12 protein-coding genes and 5 tRNA genes are annotated in these 12,382 nt (G+C 43.9%); all 17 read left to right on the forward strand.

Annotated features, from left to right (window positions below):
- The first annotated feature begins 2 nt into the window (after positions 1-2).
- The 17 genes from FTU01_RS00300 to nusG all read left to right on the forward strand — a co-directional run bounded on the left by FTU01_RS00300 (position 3) and on the right by nusG (position 12,304).
- Entirely contained in the window at positions 3-1,196 is a 1,194-nt protein-coding gene (locus FTU01_RS00300) for a heme biosynthesis protein HemY (RefSeq protein ID WP_180137750.1), read from the forward strand.
- Between the two features lie 7 nt (positions 1,197-1,203).
- Positions 1,204-1,629 carry a thioesterase family protein gene (locus FTU01_RS00305; protein ID WP_180137752.1) on the forward strand — a complete coding sequence of 142 codons (426 nt, stop codon included), beginning with the start codon at positions 1,204-1,206 and terminating at the stop codon, positions 1,627-1,629.
- 152 nt (positions 1,630-1,781) lie between these two features.
- A complete protein-coding gene (locus tag FTU01_RS00310; protein ID WP_159123736.1) occupies positions 1,782-2,108 on the forward strand; it encodes an H-NS family nucleoid-associated regulatory protein in 327 nt (108 codons plus the stop codon).
- A 188-nt stretch (positions 2,109-2,296) separates the two neighbouring features.
- Positions 2,297-3,040, forward strand: a complete 744-nt coding sequence (gene gspN, locus FTU01_RS00315; protein WP_180137754.1) for a type II secretion system protein N — start codon at positions 2,297-2,299, stop codon at positions 3,038-3,040.
- Positions 3,040-3,897: a type II secretion system protein N gene (locus FTU01_RS00320; protein WP_180137755.1), complete on the forward strand. Its 858-nt coding sequence runs from the start codon at positions 3,040-3,042 to the stop codon at positions 3,895-3,897. The genes gspN and FTU01_RS00320 overlap by 1 nt, the downstream gene beginning before the upstream one ends.
- Positions 3,898-3,935: 38 nt before the next feature.
- Positions 3,936-6,191 (forward strand): type II secretion system secretin GspD, encoded by a 2,256-nt coding sequence (gene gspD, locus FTU01_RS00325; protein WP_180137757.1) that lies wholly within the window; start codon positions 3,936-3,938, stop codon positions 6,189-6,191.
- A 62-nt stretch (positions 6,192-6,253) separates the two neighbouring features.
- Positions 6,254-6,913 (forward strand): FHA domain-containing protein, encoded by a 660-nt coding sequence (locus FTU01_RS00330; RefSeq protein WP_034171564.1) that lies wholly within the window; start codon positions 6,254-6,256, stop codon positions 6,911-6,913.
- Positions 6,914-6,991: 78 nt separating this feature from the next.
- On the forward strand, positions 6,992-7,660 hold the full coding sequence (gene gph, locus FTU01_RS00335; protein WP_180137760.1) for a phosphoglycolate phosphatase: 669 nt from the start codon (positions 6,992-6,994) through the stop codon (positions 7,658-7,660).
- Between the two features lie 108 nt (positions 7,661-7,768).
- A complete protein-coding gene (trpE, locus tag FTU01_RS00340) occupies positions 7,769-9,262 on the forward strand; it encodes an anthranilate synthase component I (RefSeq protein ID WP_180137762.1) in 1,494 nt (497 codons plus the stop codon).
- A 98-nt stretch (positions 9,263-9,360) separates the two neighbouring features.
- Positions 9,361-9,436: transfer RNA gene (locus tag FTU01_RS00345), tRNA-Thr, on the forward strand.
- Between the two features lie 55 nt (positions 9,437-9,491).
- Positions 9,492-9,575, forward strand: a tRNA-Tyr gene (locus FTU01_RS00350).
- A 36-nt stretch (positions 9,576-9,611) separates the two neighbouring features.
- Positions 9,612-9,687: transfer RNA gene (locus FTU01_RS00355), tRNA-Gly, on the forward strand.
- A gap of 21 nt (positions 9,688-9,708) precedes the next feature.
- Positions 9,709-9,783: transfer RNA gene (locus FTU01_RS00360), tRNA-Thr, on the forward strand.
- Positions 9,784-9,934: 151 nt separating this feature from the next.
- Positions 9,935-11,125: an elongation factor Tu gene (gene tuf, locus FTU01_RS00365; RefSeq protein WP_179991967.1), complete on the forward strand. Its 1,191-nt coding sequence runs from the start codon at positions 9,935-9,937 to the stop codon at positions 11,123-11,125.
- Positions 11,126-11,171: 46 nt separating this feature from the next.
- A tRNA-Trp gene (locus FTU01_RS00370) sits at positions 11,172-11,247 on the forward strand.
- Between the two features lie 75 nt (positions 11,248-11,322).
- Positions 11,323-11,763, forward strand: a complete 441-nt coding sequence (gene secE, locus FTU01_RS00375) for a preprotein translocase subunit SecE (RefSeq protein ID WP_179991968.1) — start codon at positions 11,323-11,325, stop codon at positions 11,761-11,763.
- Between the two features lie 7 nt (positions 11,764-11,770).
- On the forward strand, positions 11,771-12,304 hold the full coding sequence (nusG, locus tag FTU01_RS00380) for a transcription termination/antitermination protein NusG (RefSeq protein ID WP_005232530.1): 534 nt from the start codon (positions 11,771-11,773) through the stop codon (positions 12,302-12,304).
- Positions 12,305-12,382 lie beyond the last annotated feature (78 nt).

Genomic DNA, 12,382 nt, shown 5'->3' on the forward strand with positions numbered 1-12,382 from the left:
TTATGAAACAGATCTTACTTGCTTATTTACTGGTTGGTTTGCTGGGCTTAGCGATCTTGAGTGTACTGAGCTATGGTTATGGTGCGGGCTATGTCTATCTGTATTGGCGCGAACTACAGATCCAGACCACTTTCTGGTTTCTGGTGGGCTTGCTTATCGTAATCAGCTTCATGATGCATATGCTGTGGTATGCGACCAAGCGTTATCTCAGCTTTAAACGGCGTAAACATGAAACGGTATTCAGCTTTGCCCGCCTGCATCCTTATGAGCAGTTAGCTGTGGTTTGGTTATTAAATGCTGCACAGGATCAACGGGATTTTATCCAGCAGTCTTTTAATCAGTCAGGATTGCTCAAGCATATTATTGATGCCCGATTATCCTGGGGACAGCAACAATATAGCGAAGCATTGAGTAGTTTAAATCAGTCTAATCCTATGGCATTTGAACTGGCAGAATTACAGCGGATTGAAATCTATTTATCGCAGCAGGATGGTCAGCAGGCATTAACGCATTTAGAATTTTTAAATCAACATGAGTTATCTCCCTGGTTAAGACGAGTCAAAACCGCTTATGAGCAGCGTTTAAATGCTTTATGGGGGCAATTTGCCTTACAGTTTCCCTGGTTATATTTACGTTCAACCAAATATGGGCATTTAGACCAAGAAGTAAAAAAAATATGGCTGCAGCAATTATTAATAGCTTATGATCAAGCTACTGAAGATGATTTGGAATATTTAAAACAACGTTATCTGGATTTAAAACAGGACATATTTAATCGTGACTATGAAGTCAAGCTATTATGGTTGAAACTGTTATTTAGAATGCCGGAAATGAGCGTTGAGCATGAAAGCCTTGCTAAACACTTACTGGAACTCCAATTTAATCAGGATGTATTCTATTTATGGTTCCAGCAGCAGTTATTAAAGCAGTTTCCAGATTATGCAGATATTGAGCAGCAGATCTCAGTTTGGGATGCAAAATATACTGCACTGCCAATATTAAGTTTTGCCAAATGGCATATTCTACAGGCGACTGGCCGGGTAGAAGAAGCTCAGCAATTGCTGGATCTCTATCCAGATGACATTCGCATGAGCTATTTGAGAATTAAATCTGTATTACAGGGAAGAGAGGATTTAATACAGCAGTTAAATGCCGTATTTGAATCGAATGTTAATTTTATCGAAATCAGAATTTGAGGAAATAATGTCAGAATTACAACAATATCCGGTGATTTATTCGCAAACTGTCGCATGGGGAGACATGGATGCGTTTGGGCATGTTAATAATGCCATGTATTACCGTTATATAGAAAGTGCCCGTTTGGCTTATTTGGGTAAATTAAATATTTTTGATGAAGATATTTTAACAGTGGTGGCTTCAAATCAATGCCGTTATTTAAAACCTGTGGTTTATCCAGATCAATTAAAAGTGGCGACACGAATTGATGAAATTCGGAATAGTGCAGTCAGAATGCATTATTTATTATGGAGTGAACAGCAGCAAAGTATCGTAGCCACTTCAGAAGCAGTAATTGTATGTTTAAATAAAAATATGCAGAAAACTGAAATACCTGAACATATTCGAGAAAAAATAAAATCGCTGGAATTAACTGTACAACATGAAATTTAATATAGAGTTTCATCTCTAATTTAATGATTAATTTTGTAATGACCCTTAAGTTTATTGTTATACATTTAAAATTTTATATTGAATATTACACTTAATATAAATATGATGGGTTCGTTATTTATTAAAAGAAATAATGCTATTTATTGGAGAATATGATGCCAGATATTACAAATTTATCAGTTGAAGAGTTAAAACGATTACAAGCAGAAGCTGAGTCTTTAATTGCTTTGAAAAAAGATCAGGAAATTGAAGATGCTTATCATCAGGTATTGGATATTGCCGACAGAGTAGGCTTAACAATTGAACAGCTTCTTGAATTTGGTGCTTCTAAACGTAAAAAAACTGCACGTAAGTCTGTAGAGCCACGTTATCGCAGTAAAAGCAATCCGGAAGACACCTGGACTGGTCGCGGTAAACAGCCACGCTGGTTAGTTGCTGAATTAGAGAAAGGCGCAAAACTGGAAGATTTCGTGATCTAATCCTTCTGCCTCATTATTCATCATCAGGCTGTTATGCATACGGCCGGTGATTGATCAGCCAAGCACATCCTGCTTGGTTTTTTTTATGCCTATGAATTGGCGTCAGAGAAAAAGTGTGCATAATGTGATTATAAAATGACAAGACTATAAATTTAGGGGTTTCGATTGGATAGGTTGGTCGTGGCGGGATGAGCAATAAGCCGAAAACATTAAAATGGTTGATATTTGCAATTCTAGCCTTTCTTGTCTTTGTGATTCTGCAAGTTCCTGCGGCTTGGTTAATTTCAAAATTTTATAAAAATAATCAGGTTTTACATAATGTAAGCGGGAATATCTGGCAGGGAAGTGCGGACTGGAAAAAAGGTAATCTTCGGGGAAGTCTGAACTGGCAGGTTCGTCCTTTGGACCTGTTGTTGCTGAGATTAGGGGCAAATATTGATCTGCATAGCGGTAATACCCAGTTTTCGGGTGTGATGGGCTATGGTCTGAATAAAACTTTAACCGTCAAAAACCTTGAGGGACAGCTTGCACCTGAAACTTTAAAGAAGATTGCCGACTGGCAATGGCCTACCAACCCGATTCAGTTTAAAGAACTCGATTTTAAATATAAAAAAGAGCAAGGCTTTAGTCATGTAGACGGTCAGATGCAATGGAGTGGTGGTGAACTGATTTACACGTTTGCCCAGCGTCAGGAGCGTATGAATGTACCGGTTCTAAGTGGTCAGTTATCTGATGAGAATGGGCAGCTGCTGTTGGACGTACGCGACAATCGTGATCAACGTATGTTGAATATTAAACTGGATCCAAGCCTGATGCTGGATATTCAGCTGACACAGCGCTTTTTACTCAATGCTCCTTCTTATACCGGTAAAGCTGGACTGGATACTTATGTGATTAGTACCCGTCAGCCTTTGATGGGGGGCTTCAACTGATGGCAAGCCCACTCGATTATTTTAAAAATATTGATCTGAAACAGACGGAGCGTGTTACTCCGATTTTATTATTCCTGCTGATTCTGTATTTATGCTGGAAATTGGCCGCCTTATTCTGGCTTCTGGTGGCTCCGCCACAAGCGATGCAGATTGATCAGGTAGAACTGGGATCACAACAGGCTCAAGTGCCGAACATTAGTGCCTTTTCACTATTTCAGGAAAATACTTACGCAGCGAACACTGCTGAAACTGCCAATATTGTCTTGCAGGGGGTGGTGGTGGCGAGCCCAAGCTATAACTCTTCAGCAGTCTTGAAAATTAATGACCAGTCTGACCGTTATCGGGTCGGAGAGGTATTGGGGAATAGCGGTTTTACGCTGGCTGAAGTGTATTGGGACCGGGTGATTCTGCGTAAATCAAGCGGTGCGACCCAAGAAATCCTGTTTAAAGGGCTGGAAAATGGTTTAAACCAGCCAATCGTGCCGGATACCTCAGCAGCATCTTCAAATTCGATGCCTCCGATACATATGGAAAGTGGTATGCCCGAACAACCTTCGCCACAGAGTGAAATCAATCGCGCCATCCAGCAGATGCAGGAAAATAAGGACCAGTACTTACAGAATATGGGGGTAAGTGCAGCAGAGGGTGGTTATGAAGTCACTTCACGGACACCGGCTGCACTGCGTAATCGCTTGGGATTAAGACCGGGAGACCGGATTTTGTCTTTGAATGGTCAGACCCTGTCACAGGGACAAACCGAAGCACAATTACTGGAACAGGCTCGACGTGAAGGTCAGGTCAAACTAGAAATAAAACGTGGTGATCAGGTGATGACCATACAACAGGATTTGAAGTGATGTGTCATCACGCATAGGGTTAGGAAACACAAAAGTTTATGGCTTTATTTAATAATAATCGATCAGCATGGGCATTCTGTGTGGCCGCACCATTGGTTGCTATGGTCAGTACGGCAAGTTATGCGCAAACCTGGAAAATCAATCTCCGGGATGCAGACTTAACCGCCTTCATTAATGAAGTGGCGGATATTACCGGTAAAAATTTTGCGGTAGATCCTCGGGTTCGAGGTAATGTCACGGTCATTTCCAACAAGCCACTGAATAAAAACGAAGTTTATGACCTGTTTTTAGGGGTCTTGAATGTCAATGGTGTAGTGGCCATTCCTTCAGGAAATACCATCAAGCTGGTTCCAGACAGCAATGTCAAAAGCTCTGGGATTCCCTATGATGCACGTCATCGTGCGACCGGTGACCAGATTGTCACTCGCGTGATCTGGCTGGAAAATACCAATCCGAATGACCTGATTCCGGCCCTGCGTCCGTTAATGCCACAGTTTGCCCATTTGGCTGCCGTTCCGGGCACCAATGCACTAATTGTGTCGGACCGAGCCACTAACATCTATCAGCTGGAAACCATCATCCGTAATCTGGATGGCACGGGCCAGAATGATATTGAAGCCATTAGCCTGCAATCCAGTCAGGCCGAAGAAATGATCGAGCTGATTGATTCAATGGCAGCGACAGGTGCAGCTAAAGATCTGCGTGGTTCACGGGTACGGGTCATGGCAGATGTGCGTACCAACCGGATTTTGATTAAGGGTGATCCGGCAACACGCAAGCGCATTCGTCAGATTATTGAAACACTGGATGTGCCTGCAGCAGACCGTCTAGGTGGCTTAAAAGTCTTTCGTTTAAAATATGCCAGTGCCAAGAATCTTTCGGAAATTTTGCAGGGGTTAGTGACAGGGCAAGCAGTCAATACGGGTTTGGATAATTCCTCTTCTAGTTCGTCTTCATATAATTCGACTAATAACCTGAATAACAATAATACCACTAGCTCAAACAGCTTAGGTGCATCCAATATACAGCTCAATACTGGCATGAAAACCGAGCAGGGTGGAATTAGCAGCTTTAATGCCAATGGCGTTAGTATTATTGCAGATAACACGCAGAATTCTCTGGTGGTTAAAGCAGACCCGCAACTGATGCGTGAAATCGAATCTGCCATTGATCAGTTAGATGTACGCCGTCAACAGGTTTTGATTGAAGCTGCAATTATTGAAGTAGAAGGGACAGATGCAGATCAGCTGGGTGTGCAATGGGCTTTGGGTGATATCAGCAGCGGAATTGGTCTGATCAATTTTGATAATTTTGGCACCAGTCTGAAAAATATTGCAGCAGGTTATCTGACTGGCGGTGGTGCAGGTGCGGCGAGTACTGTCGGTGCAGGCAGTTCACTGGTGATTGGTGATTACCGTGAAGGCAGTGATGGTTCACGCCGTTTATACGGCGCGATGATTCAGGCCTTAAAAGAAACGACCAAGTCTAATCTGTTGTCTACACCATCCATTGTGACCATGGACAATGAAGAGGCTTACATCGTTGTCGGTGAAAACGTACCCTTTGTGACCGGTTCAGTTTCTACGGGAGCCGCAGGTGTTGCTAATCCTTATACCACTATTGAGCGTAAAGATGTCGGTGTAACCTTAAAAGTCGTACCGCACATTGGTGAAGATGGTACTGTACGTCTGGAAGTTGAACAGGAAGTCTCAGATGTAAAAGCCAATAAAGGCCAAGCACAAGATTTGGTCACCAGCAAACGTGCGATCAAAACCTCGATTCTGGCAGAACATGGACAAACGATCGTATTAGGTGGCTTGATTTCGGACAATACTAGTTATGGACGTCAGGCAGTACCCGGTCTAGGGGCAATTCCAGGGGTGGGACGTTTGTTCCGCTCAGAAGGTAAATCTAATCAGAAACGAAACCTGTTGATCTTTATCCACCCAACGATTGTGGGTGATAAAAATGAAGTACGTAAACTAGCCCAACAACGTTATGGTCAACTCTATAGCCTGCAATTGGCACTCGATTCAGACGGTAATTTTGCCAAGCTGCCGGAAAGTGTTGAAGATGTGTATCAGCAGCGTATTCCAGTTTCTAAGACACCACTGACGAATTCGACCTACCAGAATGTCCCAAGTGCCCCAGCACCAACGCCGTCAGCTACAGCAGTTGCTACACCGGTGGCAATTGAGCCGGGGATTCAGCGACAAGTGGTACAGCAGCCAGTCCAGCAGGTTGAAAAAAGTAGAAATACCGTTACAACAACCACACTTAGACCCAAAAGCTAGACCATTCGCATTTGCATACAGCATGTTATGATAATGTCAAAGAAAATAGAGAAGTAGATTTCATGACTTGGAAAATACAGGCAATTACCGATGACTTGACCGGACAGGAAATAGCAATCGACCGTGACATGCTGGTAGGGCGTCATCAGGCGGCTGATATTGTGCTGCAGGCTGCGGAAATCTCGCGTAAGCATGCTGCTTTTCTGCTGAAAAACGATGCACTATGGGTACAGGATCTAGGCTCATCTAATGGCACTTTCGTGAATGACTTGCGTATTGAGCAGGAAACGCGATTAAAACAAGACGATGTAGTCCAGTTTGCCAGCTTGAAATTCCTGGTTCTTGAACCTGTAGCGCCTGTTGAAGTGGCGCCAGAAGTTGAAGAAACAGCAGAGCAAGTGGTTGAAGAAATCGAAACGGTTGAGAAAACTCCTGCCCAGCAGATGAATGAGCAGGGCATTCCAGAATTGAAAGAGCGTGATGCTTCAGTCAACTTGACCCGTGATGGTATGCCGACCAATGTAGGTATTCCAAAACCTGCGCCTATTGCTGAGGGTGTAGACCTGAGCTCGGTTAAGCCAGAACCCGCTCCAATTCCGGTAGAACAGCCTGTTTCTCGTGTAGAGCAGGAAAAAGAAGCACAGAAAAATGCATCTATTGGACTGATTTCACTAATCGTTCTGATTATTTTGGCGATTATCGCTTGGGTGTTGTTTAAATAAGCCCATGATTGGTTACAATCGAGGCATGCATCACGCATGCCTTTTTTATGGCTGCAAATAAAGAAAATGAGGGTCAGGATGTCAATTGCACAACTGGAACAACGTAAGCTGATTTTATTCGATCTGGACGGCACCTTGGTGGATTCAGCCCATGATCTGTATCGGGCCATGAATATGAGCCTGAATGTCTTGCAGCTACCCCTGGTGACTGAGGAGCAGGTGCGAGTCTGGATTGGTAAAGGGACGTCCAAGTTTTGTGAAAGCGTACTCCAGCATCTGGTGGGAGAAGTATTACCTGCTCAACATCAGGAATTACTTACGACGTTCCTGGAAATTTATAATGCCGATCCTTGTGTGGATACCAAGCCATTTGACGGAATTATCGAGTTTCTGGAATGGGGTAAGGCTAACGATAAAAAACTGATCTGTGTGACCAATAAACCAGAAGAACCGGCACGCAGTATTCTGGATATTCTGGAAATGGCGCAATACTTTGATGACACGATTGGTGGTGATCGCTTTGCCGAGCGTAAGCCAGATCCGCGTCAGTTGTTGCATTGTGTGGAGCATTATGGCGTGACCAAAGATCAGATACTGATGATTGGTGATTCGGTCAATGACATTGAAGCTGCACGCCGTGCGGGTATAGATTGTATTGTAGTCAGCTATGGCTATAATCATGGTGAAAATATAGCAGACTGTGATCCTCAAGAAATTGTCGATGATCTACGTGAGTTGCTTACTTAAATAGGGTACGAAGGAAATAAGATGAATAGTTGTAAGGTTTTTCGATGGCGTCGCTCAGTTCAATTCCATTTTCATACTGAGTAACCCTAATTTAAAGAGAAAAACCGAATGACAACTTCAGCTCAATTCCAGCAACTTGCATCTCAAGGCTACAACCTGATTCCAGTATACCGTCAGCGTCTGGCTGATACTGATACTCCTTTATCTATCTTTGCCCGTCTAAAACAGCACCAACAGGCTTATCTGTTCGAATCTGTGGAAGGGGGAGAAAACTGGGCGCGCTATTCAATTATCGGCCTGGGTGAATCGACTGTATTCTCCTGTAATGCGGGTGAACTGACTGTTCAGCATTCAGATGGCTCTATTGAAAAACAGCACTGTGCCGATCCATTCCAGTATATCCGTGACTTTCAGGCACAGTTTAAAGTACCGACCCAGGCAGAACTTCCAGCCTTACCAAGCTTTACCGGTGGTCTTGTCGGTTACTTTGGTTATGACTCAGTACGTTATATCGAACCTAAGCTAAAAAATGTGCCTGAAGCTGATCCGGTAGGCTTGCCAGATATCTGGATGATGCTGTCCAAAACCGTCATCGTATTCGATAATCTGAAAGATACCCTGTTCCTGATTGTCCATGCCGATGCAGCGGATCAGGCAGCTTATGATAAAGCGCAGCAGCAGCTGGATGAGCTGGAAAATATTCTGGCGACACCGGTAAGCCTGAAAGCGGAAAAACATACAGCACCGCATTTTGAGTCTTTAACTGGACATGACAACTTTATTGCCTCTATTGAAAAGGTAAAAGAGTACATCCGTGCCGGAGATGTGATGCAGGTCGTGCCGGGTCATCGTATGGTTTCTGATTTCGATGGTGAGCCTTTACAGGTCTATCGCGCATTACGTCATCTTAATCCATCACCTTACCTGTTCCTCGTGCAAGGGCAGACCCTAGAAGACAATACGCCGTTCCATATTGTGGGTTCTTCACCGGAAATTCTTTCTCGTCTGGAAAATGGCATTGCGACTGTTCGTCCACTGGCGGGTACGCGTCCACGTGGCAAGACCAAGGAAGAAGATCTGGCACTGGAAAAAGATTTACTGTCTGATGAAAAAGAAATTGCCGAGCACTTAATGCTGATTGACTTAGGCCGAAATGATGTCGGTCGAGTATCCAAAATCGGTAAAGTGCAAGTCACTGATCAAATGGTGATCGAACGTTACTCGCATGTGATGCACATTGTGTCGAATGTACAAGGTGAAGTGCGTGATGACGTCGATGCACTGGATGTTTTTAAGGCAACTTTCCCTGCGGGAACACTTTCTGGTGCACCAAAAATCCGTGCCATGGAAATTATTGACGAAGTTGAGCCAGTGAAACGCGGAATTTTTGGCGGCGCTGTTGGTTATTTAGGCTGGCATGGTGAAATGGACATGTCGATTGCCATTCGTACCTGCGTGATTCGTGAAAATAAGGTCTATGTTCAGGCTGGAGCAGGGCTGGTTGCCGACTCAAATCCTGAGTCAGAATGGAATGAAACCCAAATAAAAGCTCGTGCAGTGATCAAAGCGGTTGAATTATCATCAAACGGATTGATTTTGTGAGTTTTTGGCGTTTTTTTTGAAAAAAACACTTGCATGGATTCTGAGTTTTGCTAAACTGCACACCGTTCCGATACGAAACGTACGAAACACTAAGAAACGCCGGCATAGCTCAGTTGGTAGAGCAACTGACTTGTAATCAGTAGGTCCACAGTTCGAATCCGTGTGCCGGCACCATCTTAGAGAGTTTGGAGTGCGAAGTAAAGAACGACACTGATGTAAGTGTAAAAATGGTGAGGTTCCCGAGCGGTCAAAGGGGGCGGACTGTAACTCCGCTACGAAAGTTTCGAAGGTTCGAATCCTTCCCTCACCACCAATTTTAAGACTTCAAAGTGGTAAGTACCAACATCGTGCGGGAGTAGCTCAGTTGGTAGAGCGGCAGCCTTCCAAGCTGCATGTCGCGAGTTCGATCCTCGTCTCCCGCTCCATTGTTTGAAGTGCTAATATTTGCTCTTATAGCTCAGTGGTAGAGCACTCCCTTGGTAAGGGAGAGGTCTCGAGTTCAAATCTCGATAAGAGCTCCAGATTACAGTTTGGCAACGTGGTTGCAAAAATATTTCAAAAGCAGGCTATTTAGTCTGCTTTTCAAGTATTTGGTGTTTGGTTTTTTTTAAACGATATGTCGGAGCTGGGTTTTACTCAGAATTGTGTTCGACGTAAACGAGGAAGATTAACATGGCTAAGGCTAAGTTTGAACGTAATAAGCCACACGTTAACGTGGGCACAATCGGTCACGTTGACCATGGTAAAACAACTTTAACAGCTGCGATTGCAACTGTATGTGCGAAAAAATTCGGTGGTGAAGCGAAAGACTACGCTGCAATCGACTCTGCACCAGAAGAAAAAGCACGTGGTATTACAATTAATACTTCACACGTAGAATACGATTCTCCAACTCGTCACTACGCTCACGTAGACTGCCCGGGCCACGCCGATTATGTTAAAAACATGATTACTGGTGCTGCTCAGATGGACGGCGCGATCCTTGTATGTGCTGCGACTGACGGTCCAATGCCACAAACTCGTGAACACATCCTGCTTTCTCGTCAGGTAGGTGTACCTTACATCGTTGTATTCTTGAACAAATGCGACCTTGTAGACGACGAAGAACTTCTTGAATTAGTAGAAATGGAAGTTCGTGAACTTCTTTCTACTTACGACTTCCCAGGTGATGACACTCCTGTAATCCGTGGTTCAGCACTTGCTGCACTGAACGGTGAGGCTGGTCAATACGGTGAAGATGCTGTTGTAGCTCTTGTTGAAGCGCTTGACTCTTACATCCCAGAACCAGAACGTGCAATCGACCAAGCATTCCTGATGCCAATCGAAGATGTATTCTCAATTTCTGGTCGTGGTACAGTTGTAACTGGCCGTGTTGAAACTGGTGTCATCAAAGTTGGTGAAGAAGTTGAAATTGTGGGTATCAAAGATACAGTTAAAACTACTGTAACTGGCGTTGAAATGTTCCGTAAACTTCTTGACGAAGGCCGTGCTGGTGAGAACTGTGGTATCTTGCTTCGTGGTACTAAACGTGAAGACGTACAACGTGGTCAAGTACTTGCTAAACCAGGTTCTATCAAACCGCACACTAAATTCGATGCAGAAGTATACGTACTTTCTAAAGATGAAGGTGGTCGTCACACTCCATTCCTGAATGGTTACCGTCCACAGTTCTACTTCCGTACAACTGACGTAACTGGCGCGATTTCTTTGAAAGAAGGCGTTGAAATGGTTATGCCTGGTGACAACGTAGAAATGTCAGTAGAACTGATCCACCCAATCGCAATGGACCCAGGTCTACGTTTTGCGATCCGTGAGGGTGGTCGTACAGTTGGTGCTGGTGTAGTTGCTAAAGTAACTGCATAATCATAGAATAGAAAATAAGCTGGAGTTTCGGCTCCAGTTTATCTACAGGCCAGTAGTTCAATTGGTAGAGCGTCGGTCTCCAAAACCGAATGTTGGGGGTTCGAGTCCCTCCTGGCCTGCCAAGTTTTTTCAAAAGACGCTTGATGTCGGCAAAACTGGTCATATAATAAGTCGCGAAACCTACGACGAGTACAAAAATGTCGAATGATAAATCACGCGACGCATTAAGCGAAGCGGCAATTCCTCAAAGAAATAATCCTGCTGTAGATGTAAGTTCTGGTTCTCCATTAGACATTGTTCTATGGGTTATCGCCTTGATTTTATTGGTCGGTGCTATGATGGTAAACCAATATTTACCTGCATACTGGGCGCCTGCGAATGATATTTGGGTGCGCGTTGGGGTAATTTTGGCTTGTATCGTTGTGGCATTCGGTTTATTATACGCCACCCATCAAGGCAAAGGCTTTGTTCGTCTTCTTAAGGATGCACGAATCGAGTTACGTCGAGTGACCTGGCCTACCAAACAAGAGACTGTGACCACATCTTGGCAAGTCCTTGCTGTTGTAGTGATTGCAGCCATTGTTCTATGGTGCTTTGACTATGTTTTAGGCTGGTTAATGAAGTTTATTATCGGGTAAGAGAGCTATGAAACGTTGGTACATTATTCATGCCTATTCAGGTTATGAAAAACAAGTGATGCGTTCGCTTAATGATCGAATCCAGCGTAGCGCTGTTGCCGATAGCTTTGGTGAAGTCCTTGTTCCTACCGAAGAAGTGGTAGAAATGAAGGATGGCAAGAAGCGTAAATCAGAGCGTAAGTTCTTTCCTGGCTATGTATTAGTCGAAATGGAAATGAACGATGACACTTGGCACATCGTGAAAGAGTGTCCAAAAGTGCTTGGTTTTATTGGTGGTACGGCTGAAAAACCGGCTCCAATTACGCAAAAAGAAGCTGATGCAATCCTTGCACGTGTACGCAATACTGGTGAAGCACCGCGTCCTAAAACCATGTTTGAACCAGGCGAAGAATTACTCGTAATTGACGGTCCATTCACTGACTTTAAAGGTGTGGTGGAAGAAGTGCTTTACGACAAGTCACGCTTAACGCTGACGATTAACGTATTTAACCGACCAACTCAGGTTGAACTGGAATTTCGCCAAGTCGAAAAAACAGTTTAATTTGTTCGGGTTGAAAACGCCTGATTTGCGTGCAAATCAGGCATTGTTGTTGTAACGGTATCGTTACTTGAAATCATT

Origin of the sequence: Acinetobacter sp. YH12043 (assembly GCF_013419915.1) — a bacterium.
GTDB lineage: Bacteria > Pseudomonadota > Gammaproteobacteria > Pseudomonadales > Moraxellaceae > Acinetobacter.

Coding starts and splice junctions, on each gene's coding strand:
- FTU01_RS00305 (WP_180137752.1), top strand. CDS start 1,204: ATGTCAGAATTACAACAATATCCGGTGATTTATTCGCAAACTGTCGCA.
- gph (WP_180137760.1), top strand. CDS start 6,992: ATGTCAATTGCACAACTGGAACAACGTAAGCTGATTTTATTCGATCTG.
- FTU01_RS00310 (WP_159123736.1), top strand. CDS start 1,782: ATGATGCCAGATATTACAAATTTATCAGTTGAAGAGTTAAAACGATTA.
- FTU01_RS00330 (WP_034171564.1), top strand. CDS start 6,254: ATGACTTGGAAAATACAGGCAATTACCGATGACTTGACCGGACAGGAA.
- gspN (WP_180137754.1), top strand. CDS start 2,297: ATGAGCAATAAGCCGAAAACATTAAAATGGTTGATATTTGCAATTCTA.
- FTU01_RS00320 (WP_180137755.1), top strand. CDS start 3,040: ATGGCAAGCCCACTCGATTATTTTAAAAATATTGATCTGAAACAGACG.
- gspD (WP_180137757.1), top strand. CDS start 3,936: ATGGCTTTATTTAATAATAATCGATCAGCATGGGCATTCTGTGTGGCC.
- nusG (WP_005232530.1), top strand. CDS start 11,771: ATGAAACGTTGGTACATTATTCATGCCTATTCAGGTTATGAAAAACAA.
- trpE (WP_180137762.1), top strand. CDS start 7,769: ATGACAACTTCAGCTCAATTCCAGCAACTTGCATCTCAAGGCTACAAC.
- tuf (WP_179991967.1), top strand. CDS start 9,935: ATGGCTAAGGCTAAGTTTGAACGTAATAAGCCACACGTTAACGTGGGC.
- secE (WP_179991968.1), top strand. CDS start 11,323: ATGTCGAATGATAAATCACGCGACGCATTAAGCGAAGCGGCAATTCCT.
- FTU01_RS00300 (WP_180137750.1), top strand. CDS start 3: ATGAAACAGATCTTACTTGCTTATTTACTGGTTGGTTTGCTGGGCTTA.